Raw genomic sequence first — 18,913 nt, forward strand, 5'->3', positions numbered from 1 at the left:
TAGCAGCCTGACGCCTTATGCTAAGACACCGGGCGATTTGACATCCATCTCAACACATCAAGGAAGAATATGCCCCAAGTCATCATCCCGCGCTCATTTAGGAAAATGCTAAAAGATCTCAGCAAGGCTGACCGAATAGGCAAACAGGTGGCCCAACGCGCGGAAGCCGCTTGCACCCAAGCAAACCTCAATGACCAGATCCGGCTTGAGCGCACTCAGCACGGTGAATCACGGCTCGACTGTGAAAAGTACGACCTTGGTGACGGCTATCGCCTGGTTCTTCAGCGGAACAAGGTGGATTCAGAAGACTTTCTGATCATGCTGTTTGTCGGATCGCATACGGATTCCGACACTTGGCTGGCTATGCACCGGGGATACAAATGGGTGCGCAAGGACTCCGACGGTAAAATCGATTTCATTCAGGTTTCAAGTCCTTATGAGCCGCGCAGGCCACCCCTCATAGATCTGTCGATCGATACCCCCGATCACGTCCTGGATGAGCCGCTGCTGTCGACCTTCACCGCAGATGACTTCAAGGGTTCGACATTAGGCCTAGAGATATCCCAAATCCTTCTGGGCGTCACGAAGGGCGACTGGGGAGAATCTTCAGACAGCATCATCACAAGGATCGAAGAGCAGTCAGACACTGAGTCTGCACTGCTGGCGCTCGATTTACTGTCCATGGCTGATCACAGTGACATCGAAGGTGCTCGCCAACGGTTGCATCTGGATGCAAGTCAAGCCCACGAAGCGTCAACAGCTGAGCTTCTCGAAGCAGTTAATTCGCCTATCAACGCTGAAACCTTCTACACCTGGAAAGAAGAAGAGGGGATGCCCGACCCTTCCGATCGAGAAGAGTGGATGCTTTACCTACACCCTGATCAGCGGAAAATCGCGCACGCTGACCTTGCAGGCCCGTCACGCCTGAGAGGTGTTTCTGGAAGCGGGAAAACGTGTGTATTAGTGCACCGGGCCCAGTTTCTGGCTAATAAATACGGGGAGCCAGTATTGGTAGTAACCCTGACTGAAAGCATGCGCAAGCTGCTCACGTCTCTAGTCACCGCGTTGTGTGGGCCAGAGCGGGCGCTGATTCATGTTGCGACAATTCAGGGGCTAGCTCGTGATGTTGTCCAAGACCTGAATCCTGCTGTAACCCGCCGGCCAGTTGAATCTTATGCTGAAGGTGCGATGGCCGCAGTCATTAAGTCAGTACCTGAATTCAGCAGCGGTACGCATGCGCTAGGCAGGCTTTTGCCTCATGATCTCAAGCATTTCCTGAGAGAAGAGCTGAGCTACATTCGAACCCGTTTACTGCCGGCACAATATTCAACTTATGCGACGTCTTCGTTCCGCCGTATCGGTCGAGGCAAAGCGCTGGGGGAAACAGCGCGTAAACAGGTTATGCAAGCCCTTCAGGCTTATGAGCAATACATTACCGAGTCCGGTGCACCGGACTTTGAGGGCATGCTGCAGGAAGCCGTCACTCTGCTGGATACCCAAGGCGACAAAAGCAGTAAGCGTTGGCGTGCTGTCTTGGCTGACGAGGTTCAAGATCTTAGCCAGAACGAAATCTATATGCTGTCGCTGATCCGGACACCTGCAGGAGAATTGCTCAAAACGGCACCAGATGGCCTCTTCCTCGTCGGCGACGGCGCACAAACCATCTACAAACGTGGTTTTTCACTGAAGACTCTTGGTATCAACCTCTACCGCGCTAGCGTCTTCAAGAAAAACTACCGGAATACCAAGGAAATCCTTCAGGCCGCCTATGCCTTGATCATCAATTACGAGTTCTCGGACATTGACGAGGATTCTCAGCAGAAGCCACTGGCTCCTGATTTTGCAGTCCGACGAGGGGAGCGCCCTGGTCTTGTCCGGTGTAAGTCGAAAGCAGACGAGCTTGATTATGTCTTGTCAGCCATCATTAAGATCAGGGAAATTCACGGTGAGCAGGCGCTTGACGATGTATGCGTGATTTCCAGATCGAAACCGTTTCGAACCCAGGCGATCCAGGCCATGCAGGGACTTGGCATACCGTGTGTTGACGTCAAAGGTAACTTTTCCATCGATTCCCCCGGTGTTCGGGTTTCTACAGTGGAAAGCGCCAAGGGTTTCGAGTTTGGTACGGTATTCCTTGCCAATGTCTCCGAGGCCGTCTCAAACGCCCGCCCGCAGGAGGCTACGGAAGCGGGAGATGTCGCGAAACTTTATGTGGCAATGACTCGGGCGAGAGATCTGCTTCATATCAGCTACGTTTCGAACAACGAATGGTCGCCAGTGGAAGCGCTTCATACCATCGGCCCTTGGTGTGAATCGCTGAAGTTCGAAGATGGCAATGTTAAGGCATTAGTCGAATACGCCTAGACGTGCATAAACACAAAAAAAGAGTGATTAATAATCCCCCGCACTTAACCGCGGGGACTTGCCTATGCTCGAACCCTACTAGGCTGTCGGAACGGTAAGCTGACGTGCGAAAATTTTGACGGCTACGAGGCTGGTTTGAACTGGGCTTTACCGAGATCGATGCATCGTCCATGCCTGCCGCGAAATCTTCGACTTGCACGCGCCCAGCTCGAGCCATTGGGCAAAAAAGCGCTGCACTATATTGCGGCGCTGTACCAATCGATAATAACTGGTGTACGACTGTAATCCGGCCATGAACTCTGGGCAGTCGAGTGCCTGTTCGCGGGCTCGTCACGCAGCGGCATGCGTGTGGCCGTCATGATGAGTTTGATCCAGACAGCATGGCTAAACGGGCATAATCCATGTGCGTCCTGAAGGACGCTCTCACCCGTCTGCCAGCACCGTGGGCGAGTGGGATTAGTGAGTTCCGCAAAAGTGGTTTCACGCTTCAGAGACCAGATTTCCTGGTGAGACGCCAAGCTATTTGGAGCGCAGGCAGCTAGCAAAGCACGCTCCTCTGTTGGATCGAGCCACCGAATTGATCTGCAACACTCTTCGTTTGGCAGAGAGAGTCAAACCGAGTATCGTGACAGCGTCATACCTTAAAAAGGCTACTAATACGGGTAATTTTATGCTGAGTTGGGACGATTTTTATAAGGAGGACCTAGAGGAGGAGTACTCGAATTACGTACATGTAGTGCGGCAATACGGGGTAACTCGTCGTGTAATTTCAACCACCACTGACGGCGACTCGGCAGCGATCGCTCGGGCAAAAGCCGCCTTAGACAAGCTGGACTCTGTAGTTTCAAACCACGAACAGCTTGAAGCTCGCCGTCGCATTATCCAATTGGGTGACTACGACGACGATCTCATTAGAGCTCTGCACGGCCTGACATCAGGTAGGCACTTCTTCTACGACTTCCATTACGAACATGCCAGGATCTCTGCAGTTCAGGCCGTCATCAGTAGGATCGTGGCCATTTTCGCTGCGTGCCTCCTCTCCGCACGCGCTTGCTCGCTCGCCACCGCTTCACGGAACGCAACTTTGCGCACTCCTCTGTTCGCCTATGATGCCGAACTGAGCATCGTCCGTCACAGGCTTCGCGTCGCCCTTTGATTCGTTGATCCCCCCTCAACCTCTCAAAGGCAATTTTCTATGCAACTCAATAATCGCAACAAGTGCAAGGACCCGTCGTGCCCAAGCCATTACGGCAATGGTCAAGTGTTCCTAGTGTTGTCTGAACAGCACACTGTGAATATTAATATCCTCAACCCTCAACCTAGCGCTGCAGGCCTTAAATGGGCACCGCTGCTGCGTGGTATTGTGGCTGGGGCTATATTCAAACTGGTAACCTTTTTCCTTATTTAGGGCTGAGGGGGGTATAGCGGTAAGTTAGTAAGACTTGCCGCTATAGTCTACGAGAGCACCAACTGCGCCTTTGGACCAATGATCTAAGGTGAAGCGAGCGCAAGCTCATACCTAGCATTAGTCGCCGTTGAGCCTATTGGTGCGAGATATTAGTCGCCCTCATCTGAGTCCACAAAGGCGAAACGTCCTGATTTAACCTCATCTCGGAAGTTGTCGCCGTATTTTTGCTCCCAGAACCTTATGTAAGGCCCTATTACCATTCGTAACACCAACCACCAGAGCATTACAGCTGCATCGCCTTTGTAGAACTCAGCGGGCGCGTATCCGTGAGAAAGGTAGTTGCGCATGTCTCCGTACACTTTATCCAATAGGATGGCACGTAGATTTCCCAGCAGAGGTGCGCCTAGGTCAGCAATGATGACTTCGTCATCGAGCAGAGCTTTTAAGCCGTCTCGCTCCTGAGATTTGTCCGGGTATTGCTTCGAGGGCTCCCTCTCAAATTGCTTCAGACGATAACGCAGTGAGTTTTCCAACTGAGGGATCAGGTAGTGGGCCGCCTCGAGAAAATCGCCATTGAGCCCGGCTCGCAGACCACGCGAAAAGAACTCTTGATGTCCATCCGGCACAATCGGATTTCTCGCCAGGAACGAATCCAGTATTTCATCATGAAAATAGTACTTGCTCGCTATACTCTCCAGCGCGGGCAGAATCCTACCGTTGACTTCGACCCTATGATCGTTGCGAAGACTCTGCATAGCCCAAGCATCAGCTACATCTGCATGCGCTTCCTCTCCTTCAATAGCACTTGGCGTAATAGCAACTGTCATTCCCTCGTGATCAATGTGGTGCCCACCGAAATCTGCCAGCAAAGGGTCCAGACCTGATGCGACGGCTGCTTTATGAACCTCAAGGTCTGAAGGCTTCGAGATGATGAAGGCGAGTCTAAAGATAGAATCATAAACGTCGGCTCCTTCAACGATTTTGATAGCCTGTTCGGCATACTCTCGAAGGTTTCCGAGCGAATGAGAAAAAATCCCCATCTCATGTTGGATAGCACGCTGGGCTTCTCTTAGCTCCCTGTAGAGTTCGTCTCGCTTGGGCCTCGTTTCCGGTATACGCTCAAGAGCTTCGATAGCTTGCATATAGCACGACGCGGCGATGGATCCTTTATGAAGCCGCGCCTCCGCTTCGTGACACTCGGCAAGCAGGTGGAAAATCTGGTAAGTCCGTGGCTTGTCGCCATGGCAGCTTTTGAGCGCTATTTCCAGAACTGAAACGGCCGTTCGGTACTGTTTTCGGTCAGAGAAGTGCTCATGAGTTTCGAGAGCTTTGGCATAGATAAAGTCATCGTCTTTGATACCGTATTCCCAGCAGAGCCTCAGCAAATTGACATTGGAGCGCAGCAGATCGTCCGTGGCCAGTAGCTCCTTTACGTAGTCATGTAACACAGTATGGTCGGTGAGGTTCCGTAGCGAGGAAACCAGTCTGAGCGCGCGCTCAAGCCTCGTAAATGCGGGGAAGCTTCTCCCGATCTGAAACAGTTGCTTGGCGGACTGAATGTACGCATTTACCGCAATGTCTGGCTGACTCTTGTCACGCACCTCCAGCCACACCAGATCGGCGAGTCTAGCTCTCAACTCATGATTTTTAATATGGGGGGTCGCGTTAGCGAGCGCTAGCATTGTCTCGCTATTGAAATCACCGACGCGTGCGCTTGTGCCTTGCTCGGTACGCCATAGGGGTTTGAAAGGGGCACGCTTTTCGCGAGGATGGAGCATCATCGTCGCTGCGCAGTACACGACTAAACCGGCTGGCTCACCGGCCATGTCGACGAGCTTAGCAGCCAGTTCGTCGCATTCGAGAATGTCGTCTGGATCGAACTCGCTGAAGAACCGCCTGAAAGCTTCCGAAGTTACTTCCTGCTGCTTCAAGTCCATATTCCTGCCTTGGTCTAAATGGGAGATGAGCCCTAAGGCTCAAGGCTGACCGAACTGAAGTTGCATGATGCGCTTGTAGGTTTCGTAAAAAGAAATCATGTCGCCAACTGCCATGATCTCGATGGGTGACCGTCCTTCAAAGAAGGGATTATGGTTTGAAAAGCTAGGAAAGCCTTGAACGTTTGCCGGGTTTTCGAAAACGGTACGCAAGCTTGCGTGGATACCAAGTACCATCCTGATACGCTGATGCTGATCCAAATCCAGCCTACTACCTGCCCCCGCGTCTTTTGAAGCCCGACGGAAGGTAGAGGGCGAAATACGAAGAATTCTGCATGCTTGGGCAGGGGTCGCTTGCCACGCATGAATGATCCGTAGCGCGACCTTCAGGCCTGTCTTAGATTGCTGTTCAGAAAGACGTTGGCTAGCCATCGTGATTGCATCTCCTCTGCTACAAAACAGTTTACCTTCAGATACGGGCCATATTGCGTAACGGGCCGGCGAACACGCCGACCAACCCCCAGCATTAAAGGCCATCGCATTCGCTTTTTTGAGCGGCCCCGTATTATGGCCCTCACTGAAGGCCACAGCGTGCGCGGCAGGTCATTCCAATAGTCCCCCAAGTCCAGGATGCTAGATGTCTGAGAAATTGAAGAAAGGCCAGCGGCTCAGGTTGTTTTACGCAGAGCTGGCAAAGGAGACTCCCCCCGGTTCTTTGAATGAGTCCAGAAACCTGATGGCGCAGGTAATGAACCGCATCGAGAGCAGCTACGCACTAGATGATCCTGACCCGATGACCATTCCCGAACTGCCTGATTGGCGTAACGCCGAATACGGTAAGGGCGGCGCCTATATTCCACTCATCAACGGTGCAATCCATATTAACGCCAACGGTGCGGCCGGATTCTACGACAGCTATAAGAAACACTACGCATTCACCCTACGTTCCGCGAGCGGAGCTGATTTTGTCCCAAAAATTGACTACATATACTCATTGGAGGCCGCCCAGGCAAGATGTAAGACGTCGATGGCTGCTACGTCGGCCAAGGTTAAGGAAAATGTGGAAAAGCCAATACCAACGGATCCATCAGAAATGTCCCTTAAGAAAATTAGCTGGCTAGATCGAATTGCACGCTTCTTGAAATTAAAGTGAGTAATTGCATGGACTTGACCACCCATTTGCATCCGGCTTGACCCGCGCACATGATCTGCATGACTGGCCTGACTCGACCTAGAGCAAATGGTAGCTAAAAGCGAAAGTCGGACAAAAGCACAAGTTCGGCCCTACGACGGTCAGTTATCGGATGTAGCGATCGTCTAGCCCGTCGGTGAGAGTGAATGGATCGTGAGGGCAGTTCGCAGTCGTCATCGATAAAGCTCCGAGCGTTGAGCGCGGGTTTAGTCCAAGTAAGCCCCAGAAAGTGAAAATTGTCGGTTAGGATGGCTCTCAAAAAAAGGATCCAAAATCGGCAAATTCTCCAATATTGCATTTCAATACGCCACCATTTCCCTTAGCTTATGGCAGATTGACTCCATTGTTTAGTGTCGCGGGGATTGCATGGACGTAAGCTATTGGGAAGGAGGTCTCCTTTCTTTTGAGATCGACGCTATCGACAAGATGGCCAAAGCATTCGGGCCTAAAGAGCTTCCTTCGGAACCTGGGCCAGGCTCCACGAAAGGGAAGTCGTTTGACGTTCTGAAACAATTGAAGAAACCTGAGGCAGGCAATGGCGTATGGCCTTGGCGCGGCTATGCCGGCTTTCGTTTTGCGAACTCGCGGGGCTCAGATGGGGAGTTCGATCTTGTCATCGTTACCCATAGCCTCGTTCTTGTTGTAGAGCTTAAGCACTGGCGCGGCGAGATCACGAACCACGGAGGTAAATGGCATCAAGACGGGAAGGAAACAGAAGTCTCGCCGGTAGACAAAACCCGTCGGAAAACCTTTGAGCTGAGGAAACGAATCAAGGGCCTAAAGTCTCAGTTGCCTAATGGGAAAGAGCCCTGGGTCGACTTCTGCATCGTGCTCACCGGCAAATGCACCCTGAATCTTCCTGAGGTCGAGATGCAGCATGTCATGCTGCTGGACGACTTTCTGGAAATGGCCGACCCTAAGCGGTTTAAAGACCGATTCAACGCGCGCTCGAATATCGGCTTGAATGAGCATTTCGGCTTCTTCGATGACATCATCAATGAAGGCACGGTAAAGCCCAAAGAGCTTGTTGTAGATGACTATCGTGCGCAGTCTCAAGCAGTGTTCACACACCCTACAGAAGTCTACCGAGAGTACGACGCGGTCAATATCCATAATAAGGATGACCATGCGATGGTCCGGCTCTGGGACTTTTCGAAGCTCGATGACACCCGCGCTCGAACGGCTGAAGGACGGTACCGAATCCTCTCGCGCGAGAGGGATGTCATGGTCCACCTCCGCCTGCGCGATCAGGAGTTGATGCATCGTTGTGCTCGTCCTAAGCGTAATGCCAGCCCAGACAGTGTCACCGAGCAATATGCAGAATTGCTTGAAATGCCGGACGGGCATTACCGCCTAAACGAGTTCATCAATCGCTTTGTGGAGCGGATGACTTCGCTTGAGCGCGTCCAGCTTTTTAAAATCCTGCTGGCCCAATTTGCCGGACTGCACGGATTCAACATTGCTCACCGTGATTTGGGTGACCATAGTGTGTGGTTCTCTCCATCGTTATCGATCGCTCTTTCCAACTTCATCAGCGCTTATTACCAGCCTGTCGGTACTCTCGGCGATTTGCGTACCTTGCTGAGCATCGGTGCTATCGCGCTCCCTGAAGACCAGGACACCGCGATGGAGGGGAGTACGCCATTTCGTCGTGATGTCTTCGCGCTCGGGCTGATGGGGTGGCATTTGCTTGAGGCCCGCCCCATGCCTCTAAAGCTCGACGTTGCCTACGTTGCAGGTGTTCAAGCTCAGGTTGAGTCGTCAGAAGATTGGCCTGCCAAGGTACTTGTACAAGCGTTGCGGAATGATCCAAAGGATCGATTCGATCACGCCAGCGCATTTCAGCAGGCATTGAGCGAGTCCACGCCGGACAACTCTGCCAGTTTTGAGTTTGATAACCGGCGGCTGGACGTTTTTTCTACCGATTTACGGCTGAGCTCCGCTTACCGGGAAGACGATGACCCTATCGCCGACACGGCTGAGAAACTGATTTATCGATCCGGCCCCCTGGTCGTGAAATCATGGCCGTCGATCAATGCCCGGGACCCCAAGGATGGCCAAGGGCCGATGTTGATGGCTTTCTTTGGAGTCCTGGAACAGCTGAAAGGTAGCGGTTTCGCCTTTCTGCCAAAAATTGAACACTTTGGTTACGATCGCAGCGGTAACCCATTCCTGGCTCAGGAGCATATCGAGGGTGAGCACTGGGATGAGCTGAAGGGATTGTCGGTTGATGCCCGTATCGTCGTCGCCCATGGGCTAATCGAGGCAATCGACGGGTTGCATGGCCAGCAATTGGGCCACGGCGATCTGCATCCACACAACGTCAAAGTCAATGTCGGTTCCGCTCCCGAAAATACCCAGGTCTACCTGCTCGACTGTCCGGATTTCTCGGTTTCAGGCGCGTCACCGGTCAACACCCGCTACAGCCCCATATTGGAAAACTGCACCCCAGCAGAGCGAGACAACTTTGCTGTGATGAGAATGGTGTTTGAGCTCCTGGACATGGACTGGGACGTGCCGTCGCCAAAGGACATTCCCGCCCTGAGGACGGCCGTCGCGCACGAGATGGATACTGAATCCGGCTTTTTTTCCCTTGAGCGTTTTAAGGATGCTCTGGACGCCGCTTTCACTCCTGCAAAAACGGTTGAAACCGTCTCTGTCGTCATAAGAAACAGAAGCGGCGAGGTATTTGAGATCCTGCCTGACAACGGGAAAGTATTTGTTGTCGTGAAGCCCGACCAAAGAGCCCCCACAAAAGCCTTAGAGGTGACGTTTGCAGGTGTTGGCGGGCAATTGATGACCGAATTCAATCCTGCATCCAAGCAGTTTATAAATGCGTTCAGGGCCAATCAGGAGATGCGGGTTCCGCCCTATCTTGCGCGTCAGGCAAATCACCACATCGAGGCGAGGTTAAGCGTTTCGGGCGGTGCCAGCGTCAATGTTCATGAACTAACCAAGCTTCTGGCCAAAGACGAGGCGTTTTTAAACCTTGCCGCGCAGGTACATGACGCCGAAGTGCGTAAGCAAACGTCAATTGAGGGGGGTGAAAGCGTTGCGGGCTCGATTACCGGTGAAGACGAGGACAACGGACTGGTCATAGATGAGGCAGAGTTAGAAGCTGTGAAGGTGCGCAGTTTTCCTGTCAGCCAGATATGGAAAACCATCACCACCACTGAGCTTGAGGCCCAGCCTTCTTTCCGTGTTTCCGAAGAACCACATTTCCATAAGGATGGCTTAGGCCTCTTGATTCCCTACCCCATTGATGCAAAGGCCCTTGAGGGGTTTGAAGCGGGAGACAACATCCGACTGATCCTCAGGGACGGGGAGAAGGATATTGATATCGGTGAGATCAACCTGGGTATGAGCGTGCGTGCTGCAGTCTATGTCCTTGCGTCCAGTCGTTCGAAACGCGTACAGGCTGGCTCCCAGTTGTTTCTCCAAAGCCAGCAGAACAAGACATCAATGGCGCGTCGTCGTGGTGCGATGGAACGGATTCTAAACCGGCAGTCAGTTCTGCCAGATTTGATGGATTATTTCGACGAGAGATGCAAGCTGGCACCAAGGGGGTATTCTGACGAGCCTACCGATGCGGACTTTGCAGTGTACGAACGCACCACTGCTAGTGGTGCGGTCATCGGACTGAACGAAGCCCAGCGCGCAGCATTCACCCAACTCATTACCACGGGACCAGTGGGCCTTTTGCAGGGACCTCCGGGGACAGGTAAGACGGAGTTCATCGCGGCCTTCATCCATTATCTGATCAGCAAGGTCGGGGTGCGAAATATCCTCCTCGTCAGCCAGTCTCATGAGGCGGTGAATACTGCAGCAGAAAGGATACGCGCGCACTGCCGTCGACTGAATACCGAGCTTAACGTCGTGCGCTTCAGTAACCGTGACCAGGTTGTTTCTGAAGAGCTGCTGGACGTTTATTCTCGCAATATCGTAGACCGCCAGAGAAACGGGTTTAGTGCTGAACTAAAAGAACGCGTGGGCTACATGGCTTCGTCGCTGGGGTTGGGCAAAGCCTTTGTCCAGACAATGGTCGATGTGAATCAGGGAGTGTTCCAGTTGGTTCGGTCGTTGAAAAAGCTGGACGAGGAGATTCAGCGTACACAGGCAGACGGCGCAGATCGAAAGGCGTTACAAACGCTTAAGTCCTCTCTATTGGGCGAGCTGAATTTGAATGCCAGCTTGTTTCTTGGCGAGTTGGTGGAGGGGGAAAGCCCCCCCCCAAAATTGCTGGAGCGTATCTATGACCATGTCCAAACCGTTCATGGTGTACGGGCTCCGGAACTCAAACACTGCCTTGAGCTGATCCAGCTTTCTCAGGAGTACGTTGAGCGCCTGTCGAGCAATAGGGCCAATTATGATGAGTTCTTGATGCGGTCCAGGACATTGGTTTGCGGCACCTGCGTGGGTATCGGGCTGCAACATCTCAAGCTTGCAGAGACCCATTTCGATTGGGTCATTATCGACGAGGCTGCTCGATCGGCACCGAGTGAATTGGCGATCGCCATGCAGGTGGGTTCTCGGGTTCTTCTGGTCGGCGACCACAACCAGCTACGCCCTACGTATGAGGAAGACCATAAGGCAGCTATTGCCCGTTCCTTGGGCGTTACTACCGGCTCTGCTGAATTCCAGCACGTCATGCGCAGCGACTTTGAGCGAGTGTTCCAATCCCCGTATGGGCGTGCCACTCGGGCGACGCTCAATACGCAGTACCGAATGCTCCCAGCGATTGGCGATCTGGTTAACGATATCTTCTATGACATCGACCTTAATAACGGCTACAGACCAAGTCCTCCCTATTTTTCACAAAAAGTTCCTGAGTGCCTGTCCCATGTGGTCACTTGGGTCGACACCAGCGGGTTAGGCAAGAAAGCTTACGACAGCGGCACGCTGAGTCTGTCTAACAATGCTGAAGCGGATGCGATCATACAGATGCTGGAAGAAATCGCGGAGGACACCGAATTTTGCGCGGGCATGGCTAAGGAAATGGCCGAGTCGCAAGAACCTCCAATTGGGGTCATCTGCATGTATCTCGATCAGCGAAAACTGGTGAGGAAGAGGTTTGCCGAAAAAAACTGGTCGGAAGAGTTCCGAAAATTGGTAAAAATCGAGACCGTCGACAGTTATCAGGGTAAAGAAAACAACATCATCATCGTTTCCCTAACTCGGGCCAAAGCGGATCAATCAACTGGCTTTTTGGCGACCCCGAATCGTATCAACGTAGCGATGTCACGCGCGATGGAGCGGTTGGTCATCGTCGGCAGTTTGAGAATGTGGAGTGGCAGGAACGCGAGGCTTCCATTGGGTCAGGTAGCCAGCTTTATCCAGACAAAACAGGACACCACCAACTACTGTATCAAACCAGTGAAGCCGGCCAGGAGGGTTGTCTGATGGAGCTTAACCCAGTTGTTCTGTTTGAGCTGGACGTCGTAGTGCCTGCGCAACAGTTCCGAATTGAGTACACCCTTGTGGACAAAGGAGGCCTGCCAGTCGTACCGGAGTTTCTTCTGCGACTACTCAAGATTTCGGCGTTGCTGCCAGCAGAAATCGCCAATTATTTCGGATTTACGGCTCAAGAGCTCAGTTTCGCGATCACACCGTTTCTACAAACGGGGGAGCTTAAAACGCGGTCTGATGGACGAATAGAGCTGACCGATAAGGGCCGTGGTTTGTTTGCCGGTAATCATGAGTCACCGATTGTGAAGCGCAAAGAAGAGCGCGAGCAGATGTTCGTGTTTGATCTCTTGGCGTTTACTTATCTTGGAAAAAGCCTTGGAGATGCTGACTCCAAACGGTGCCTGGAGTTACAGGCTCCAAGCGATATGCTTTCCGAGTCTGGAGCAAAGGCCGTAGGTGCGTTCATGCTTCAGATTTACGACATTCATCGCGCTGGTCACCTAGGCGGGCAGGAGCAGGATGAGGGCCCGCCGGAGCTCTACAAGGTCGCAGGCGTTAAAAAAGTGAGGGATGGGTGGGAAAAGATAGAAGAGCGTGTAAGCATTGATGCCGACTATCGGCAGATACGCTTTGTCGCTAAGGAAGGCCTGCGCGAAAACGAGATCTACATGCGTCAGCGTACGGAGCAGTTAAGCCGAATGCTGGGTAGAGAAAACCTCGATCAGGTTCTTCAGCTTGCCGACATTCTGGGGGATTCGGACGCCTACGACTTGGTGTCTTCAAATGGTCTAGACCTTTCTGCACTGTATTACAGCGCAAGTGCCGTTGCACAGGTTAGAGAGTCTTCCGGTCTGCGACTATTTGGATCGCTTCAGCTACAGCAAAACTGGGATAGAGTTTTTTCAGTGCTGCGCAAACATCAGAAAGCGCTTCAGAGTGAACCGCAAGCCGCCCCGATTAGCCTCTCCTGGCTGGCTCCTTCCTCACATGAACTCTGGGGACGCTCGGCAAGGCATGCCCAGATTTGCAGTGCATTTTTTGATCTCTCAAAAACAAAAAGCAAGGGAGGCGGGAGTGATGGGAAATCGGTTTTTGACGGTAAGATTTTGATCCCAGTTTCTGCCAGCGATGATTGGCCTGCGATCAAGCGCGCAAAAGGCGATTGCAGTAATGCCAAGTTGCTACTGTGCGGCTTTGTTGAGTCAGAGCAACTGGCGCCGCTTGAGGCGATGGTCATTCACGGAAAGTGCGCTGTCGTGATTTACCATTTGGTTTTGCCGACGTTGTCTCCGGTACCTATCCCATTCGGATTCATCACGGAGGATGCAGCCAAGATCCTTAATGTTGAAAACCTGATAAACCGCACGATGGGCGAGTACGTCACCGGTAATACACAGCGTTACCTCGGTAGCTTCGAACGACCCGCTGCCTGAAAGTAGTTATTAGGTGTAACCGTCCGGGCAACACACCTTCCTGACACCGTCGCTTGAGGCGATGGTGTCCACCCAAATATAGGTGGACACCATTTTTAGCCTTTTTAAGCGGACGCCCATGCCACAAGAACGCCGTTCCTATTCCAAGTCCTTCAAGGCCCAGGTCATTGCTGAGTGCGCCCAACCTGACACTTCAATTGCCAATGTCGCCTTGACCCACAACCTCAATGCAAACCTCGTCCATAAATGGATTCGGGTGCATGCACAGAAAAACCTGACACTTCAAACCGCCTTCATCCCGGTCAAGACATCGCCGCCGGTGCCGATGCATCAGGCCCTTCCTGCCACGATCCGAATCGAAGTGCCGCATTCAAAAGGCGTAGTCGTGGTGAGTTGGCCGGCAGAAAATGCAGCGGCGTGTTCTGCTTTCCTGCGAGACCTGCTGCGATGATCCGCATCGACTCCATCTGGCTTGCCACCGAGCCCATGGACATGCGCGCAGGCACTGAAACTGCGCTGGCGCGGGTCGTGGCGGTGTTCGGTGCGGCGAAGCCGCACTGTGCTTATCTGTTTGCCAACCGTCGTGCCAATCGCATGAAAGTGCTGGTGCATGATGGCTTGGGGATTTGGCTTGCTGCCCGGCGCTTGAATCAAGGACGTTTTTTTTGGCCGGGCGTGCGGCACGGCTCTGAAGTCGAGTTGGATGCAGAGCAACTTCAAGCCTTGGTGCTCGGCTTGCCTTGGCAACGCGTCGGTTCCGGAGCAGCCATCACGGTGCTCTAATTCGCCTGCCATGGCCTGCTTGCCAGCGCAATTGGCCCATCAGTCTATCGCCGCCACTAGCCCTCTCTGGCAAAATCGGCGGCATGACTTCGCATCCGAATCTCGATCAATTAAACCCTGAAGAACTGCGTGCCTTGGCGGCGCAGTTGATCCAGCGCGTCGAGACGATGGACAAGCAAATCACTCATCACAAATCGGTCAACGAGAAGCTGGCCCACGAGATCGCGCTGCTCAAACGCTTCAAGTTTGCCAAGCGCAGCGAGCAGTTGAGCCCGGATCAAGCCAGCCTGCTCGACGACTTGATCGATACGGATATCGCCGCTATCGAAGTCGAGTTTGAGGCGCTGCAACCGGCACCTGTCGAAGCCAAAGTGCGCCAGCAACCCAAGCGCGCACCGCTGCCACCGCAGTTTCCTCGCACACTGATCCATCACGAACCGGACAACAGCCACTGCCAGTGCGGCTGCGCACTCAAGCGCATCGGCGAAGACGCCAGCGAAAAGCTCGACTACACGCCCGGCGTGTTCACAGTCGAACGCCACATCCGTGGAAAGTGGGCCTGCGAACAGTGCGAAACACTGATCCAGGCGCCGGTACCGGCGCACGTCATCGACAAAGGCGTCCCGACCGCAGGCCTGCTGGCCCACATCATGGTGGCCAAGTTTGCCGACCATCTGCCGCTGTATCGCCAAGAGAAAATCTTCGGCCGCGCCGGGCTGCCCATCGCCCGTTCGACCTTGGCGCAGTGGGTGGGCAACTGCGGCGTGCAATTACAGCCGCTGGTTGATGCGCTGCGCGAAGCCGTGCTGACGCACGACGTCGTTCACGCCGACGAGACGCCGGTACAAATGCTGACGCCTGGTGCGAAAAAAACTCATCGCGCTTACGTCTGGGCCTATGCCACCAGTCAGTTCTCCAACCTGGCGGCGGTCGTTTACGACTTCAGCCCGAGCCGCGCTGGCGAACATGCCCGAGCCTTCTTGGGCAGTTGGAACGGCAAGCTGGTCTGCGATGACTTTGCCGGCTACAAGGCAGGCTTTGAACTGGGCGTTACGGAGATCGGCTGCATGGCCCATGCCCGCCGGAAGTTCTTCGACTTGCACGTGACCAACAAGAGCCAGGTCGCCGAAAAAGCGCTGAACTACATCGCGGCCTTGTACGAAGCTGAACGAGAAGTCCGAGAGCTGGAGCCGGGTGATCGGCAGCGAATACGGCAGGAAAAAGCAGCGCCAATCGCCGACGCACTTCATACCTGGATGATCGCCCAAAGACAGCTTGTGCCTGAGGGTTCGGCCATCGCCAAGGCGCTGGATTACAGTCTCAAACGCTGGATAGCGCTGACGCGCTATCTCGATGACGGTGCCGTGCCGATCGATAATAACTGGTGCGAGAATCAAATCCGGCCGTGGGCTCTTGGGCGTTCGAACTGGCTGTTCGCGGGATCGTTACGCAGCGGTAAACGTGCAGCGGCGATCATGAGTTTGATCCAATCGGCGCGACTCAACGGCCATGATCCGTATGCTTATTTGAAGGACGTCCTCACGCGCCTGCCGACGCAGCGGGCAAGTGAGATTGCGGAGCTACTACCGCATAGGTGGCGACCGGTTTAGTTGCGCAAGACGGGATGCCCGGACGCACCTCCAACTGGTGCCATTACCGGTCTACTTAGCCTTTATGCTGGTTATCCATGCATTCCTCCCTACAGCTTCGCCCGGTGCAGCCGATAGTTTTCGTACCAAGAGAAGCGCGGCAATTCGATCCTGTAACAAAGGAGAGTAAGCGGCTTTTGAGGAAGATCTCTTGGAATGCTTTCATTACCTCATAACCATAAATGAGAGATGGGCACTTTTTAACGCCTAAGAAAGCACTCACAGACCTTGAGTGATCGAGAACCCGATGAATTTATTAGCGCCTGCCCTGTTCGTTACCAACCGTGTTCGATTCCCCATGAAATTCGCAATTTTGGGATTTATTGTCCTGATTCCTCTGCTCCTGCTAGGCACCCGGGTGATGCTTTCACTGAACACGAGCATCACGGGCATCAAGCATGAACAGGTGGGTCAACAATACTTGTTGGACGTCACCCCTATCCTGCGTCTAACCATGATTCAGAGGGCGCTGACACACGGCATGCTCAGCGGTGACACCAACGCAGTAGCCAATGCAGCACGCAATGCTGAAAAGCTTAACGATGCCTATGCGACTCTTGCTGCGCAGGACGCAAAATTTAGCACCCAACTGGCAACGACAGACCGAGTTCAGACGTTGCGTACCGCTAGTGTGCAGCTGGTTGAACGCGCCAAAGCAGGCGAAGCACCTTTGGTGATCTTTTCCGCGTGGAACGACCAGTTAACCGACCTAATGAATTTCGTTTACTACATTACGGCCACTTCCGGCATGATTTTGGACGAAGAAGCAGGTTCGTTGTACCTCATCGATCTAAGCTCTATACGTCTGCCTCGGCAAATAAATCTGGTCGGACAGATTCGCGGTCTGGCCAGCGGTTTTAGCGCTGACCGTCCTCTGGACGACACCACTCGTATTTTTGCCCAGACTTTGTTGAAACAGGAGCTGCTAATGCGTCAAGAGTTGCAGCAGAGCCTTTCCCTGCTTCGCCGAGAAGAGCCGAAATTATCTGGTGTAGTTCAGCCGTCTGTAACAACAGCCATTACCGACCTGGAAAATCTGCGTAAAGACCTGGTGGACTACCTTGATCCGAGCAAGCGCTCAAACGTGAATGCCAACACCTTGGGCGAGCGTGGAAACGCCGTCGTTGCTCAGTTTTACAAAGCTCAGGATCAGATCCAGGAATCGCTGCGAATTCGAATTGATGAGCGTCTGAATACACTGAGTAATGAGCGTACTTTCGGCACTGAGCTATTTATCGCCATTGCGATACTGCTGCTCTATGCGTTCGTCGGCATCTACAAGGCTCTGCGGATTGGGGTTGATGAGCTCCTAGCTGTGACGGCACGTATTGCTCAAGGCGATCTGAGCGCGCGCGTCCGAATCAACAGCCACGATGAAATCGGTGATGTAGGCGAGGGACTTAACCGCATGGTAACGGCCTTCTCTGGCTCACTGAGCCAGGTGGAGCGTAGCTCGCATTCAGTCTCAGATGCGGCAAAGCGACTAGAGATCTCCATAGGCCAAGCCAAAGCCTCAATGAACTCACAACAGGCTGAAACCGAGCAGGTTGCTACTGCCATCAACGAAATGACCGCGAGCGTTGCCGACGTGGCCCAGAATACCGAGGGCGCAGCACGTGCCGCTGAATCTGCAAGCAGTGCGTCTAACGACGGCTTGAAAGTTATGATTGAAACAAGTGCCGCTATTGAGGCGTTGGCCAACGAAGTGGAGCTCAGTGCAAGCAAAGTCGAAGCGTTAGCGACACACAGCAAAGAAATCGGTGGTGTCATCGAGGTCATCAGTACCATCGCGGATCAGACTAACCTGCTGGCCCTTAACGCGGCCATCGAGGCGGCGCGAGCTGGCGAGCAAGGCCGTGGTTTCGCGGTCGTGGCTGACGAAGTGCGGACTCTGGCCTCGCGCACACAAAACTCCACAGAAGAAATTCGACGGATCATCCAACAGTTGCAAGGCGCTACTGATGCCGCTGTTCAACAGATGAAAGCTGGGCAAACCCGAGCTAGGGAATGCATTCAGGCAGCGAGCCAAGCGTCTGGCAGCCTGAACCAGATCAATGAAGCAGTAGACGGAATTGTGGGCATGAACACTCAGATTGCAAGTGCGGCGGTGCAGCAACATTCGGTCTCAGAGGATATCAATCGCAACGTCATCGGCATTCGAAACAGCAGCTTAATCGTCATGGAAGGCGTAGAGGACAACGCCGTAACGGCTGACGAGCTTTCATTGCTCGCTAATGAACTTCGCAGCGTAGTCGGCAAGTTTAAGTTATCCAGCAACGCTTGAAAGGAATCTCAAGCGTTTCAATTGTTGATAGCACGAGAAAGTGCTTTGATCGGGTCTGACTGGGGTGATGATGCCCGGCAGTCCCTGATCGACATTGAGGGCTGAGCTTCATCGTTGCGCAATCTCGTAAAACAATAGAGCCAGCTACGCTAGATGAGTTGCCCGGACGGTTACTATTAGGTGTCCACCAAATAAGGTGGGCACCATCGCCTCTGGCGTCGGGATCAGGAAGGTGAGTTGTAACCGTCCGGTGAAGGCACATTGCGATGGGTTAAGCTGTGGTCGTTAAAGATTGAGGTTTCCAAGATGGAATGTCAGGTTCGGCCCACAACAGGCGGAGATACAGCAGCGATTAGCCGTGTAGTGATCGCAGCTCTGCGTGAGTCGTAAGCGTCCTGCAAACCCACCGTTCGAGTACAAGAAAAGTAAGCGGTTGATATGCGTAGCATTTTTTCGTGGC

General features: G+C 53.3%; 11 protein-coding genes and 3 pseudogenes. 12 read left to right on the plus strand and 2 right to left on the minus strand.

Going from position 1 to position 18,913, the window contains the following annotated elements:
* Positions 1-69: 69 nt before the first annotated feature.
* From RYA97_RS19035 to RYA97_RS19045, 3 genes and pseudogenes are all read left to right on the plus strand, one after another.
* On the plus strand, positions 70-2,364 hold the full coding sequence (locus RYA97_RS19035) for a 3'-5' exonuclease (protein ID WP_074908813.1): 2,295 nt from the start codon (positions 70-72) through the stop codon (positions 2,362-2,364).
* A 63-nt stretch (positions 2,365-2,427) separates the two neighbouring features.
* Positions 2,428-2,906: pseudogene (locus RYA97_RS26600) on the plus strand (hypothetical protein); the annotation flags it as partial.
* A gap of 128 nt (positions 2,907-3,034) precedes the next feature.
* The gene (locus RYA97_RS19045) at positions 3,035-3,520 is read left to right on the plus strand and encodes a hypothetical protein (RefSeq protein WP_074908815.1); all 486 of its coding nucleotides are present in this window, start codon (positions 3,035-3,037) and stop codon (positions 3,518-3,520) included.
* A gap of 401 nt (positions 3,521-3,921) precedes the next feature.
* Here RYA97_RS19045 and RYA97_RS19050 read toward each other — a convergent pair whose 3' ends face one another.
* Positions 3,922-5,709, minus strand: a complete 1,788-nt coding sequence (locus tag RYA97_RS19050; protein ID WP_316892880.1) for a hypothetical protein — start codon at positions 5,707-5,709, stop codon at positions 3,922-3,924.
* Between the two features lie 39 nt (positions 5,710-5,748).
* The gene (locus tag RYA97_RS19055) at positions 5,749-6,138 is read right to left on the minus strand and encodes an antitoxin Xre-like helix-turn-helix domain-containing protein (protein ID WP_316892882.1); all 390 of its coding nucleotides are present in this window, start codon (positions 6,136-6,138) and stop codon (positions 5,749-5,751) included.
* Between the two features lie 205 nt (positions 6,139-6,343).
* Here RYA97_RS19055 and RYA97_RS19060 point away from each other — a divergent pair, with 205 nt between their 5' ends.
* The 9 genes and pseudogenes from RYA97_RS19060 to RYA97_RS19095 all read left to right on the plus strand — a co-directional run.
* Positions 6,344-6,859, plus strand: coding sequence for a hypothetical protein (locus RYA97_RS19060; protein WP_316892884.1), 516 nt, complete (start codon positions 6,344-6,346; stop codon positions 6,857-6,859).
* 405 nt (positions 6,860-7,264) lie between these two features.
* The gene (locus RYA97_RS19065) at positions 7,265-12,298 is read left to right on the plus strand and encodes an AAA domain-containing protein (protein ID WP_316892886.1); all 5,034 of its coding nucleotides are present in this window, start codon (positions 7,265-7,267) and stop codon (positions 12,296-12,298) included.
* Complete coding sequence (locus tag RYA97_RS19070; RefSeq protein ID WP_057413630.1) at positions 12,298-13,737, plus strand: hypothetical protein; 1,440 nt, start codon at positions 12,298-12,300, stop codon at positions 13,735-13,737. The genes RYA97_RS19065 and RYA97_RS19070 overlap by 1 nt, the downstream gene beginning before the upstream one ends.
* Before the next feature lie 118 nt (positions 13,738-13,855).
* Positions 13,856-14,188, plus strand: a complete 333-nt coding sequence (gene tnpA / locus RYA97_RS19075; RefSeq protein ID WP_003317539.1) for an IS66-like element accessory protein TnpA — start codon at positions 13,856-13,858, stop codon at positions 14,186-14,188.
* Positions 14,185-14,520 (plus strand): IS66 family insertion sequence element accessory protein TnpB, encoded by a 336-nt coding sequence (tnpB, locus tag RYA97_RS19080; protein ID WP_004409766.1) that lies wholly within the window; start codon positions 14,185-14,187, stop codon positions 14,518-14,520. Before tnpA ends, tnpB begins: the two co-directional genes overlap by 4 nt.
* Before the next feature lie 83 nt (positions 14,521-14,603).
* Complete coding sequence (locus RYA97_RS19085) at positions 14,604-16,130, plus strand: IS66-like element ISPsy43 family transposase (protein ID WP_122310392.1); 1,527 nt, start codon at positions 14,604-14,606, stop codon at positions 16,128-16,130.
* A gap of 967 nt (positions 16,131-17,097) precedes the next feature.
* Positions 17,098-17,577: pseudogene (locus RYA97_RS26605) on the plus strand (HAMP domain-containing protein); the annotation flags it as partial.
* Positions 17,578-17,736: 159 nt separating this feature from the next.
* Complete coding sequence (locus RYA97_RS26610; RefSeq protein WP_370445645.1) at positions 17,737-18,453, plus strand: methyl-accepting chemotaxis protein; 717 nt, start codon at positions 17,737-17,739, stop codon at positions 18,451-18,453.
* Between the two features lie 306 nt (positions 18,454-18,759).
* A pseudogene (locus RYA97_RS19095) lies at positions 18,760-18,840 on the plus strand (GNAT family N-acetyltransferase); the annotation flags it as partial.
* Between the last annotated feature and the right edge of the window lie 73 nt (positions 18,841-18,913).

The organism is Pseudomonas syringae group sp. 26L6 (assembly GCF_032587815.1).
Classification (GTDB): domain Bacteria; phylum Pseudomonadota; class Gammaproteobacteria; order Pseudomonadales; family Pseudomonadaceae; genus Aquipseudomonas; species Aquipseudomonas amygdali.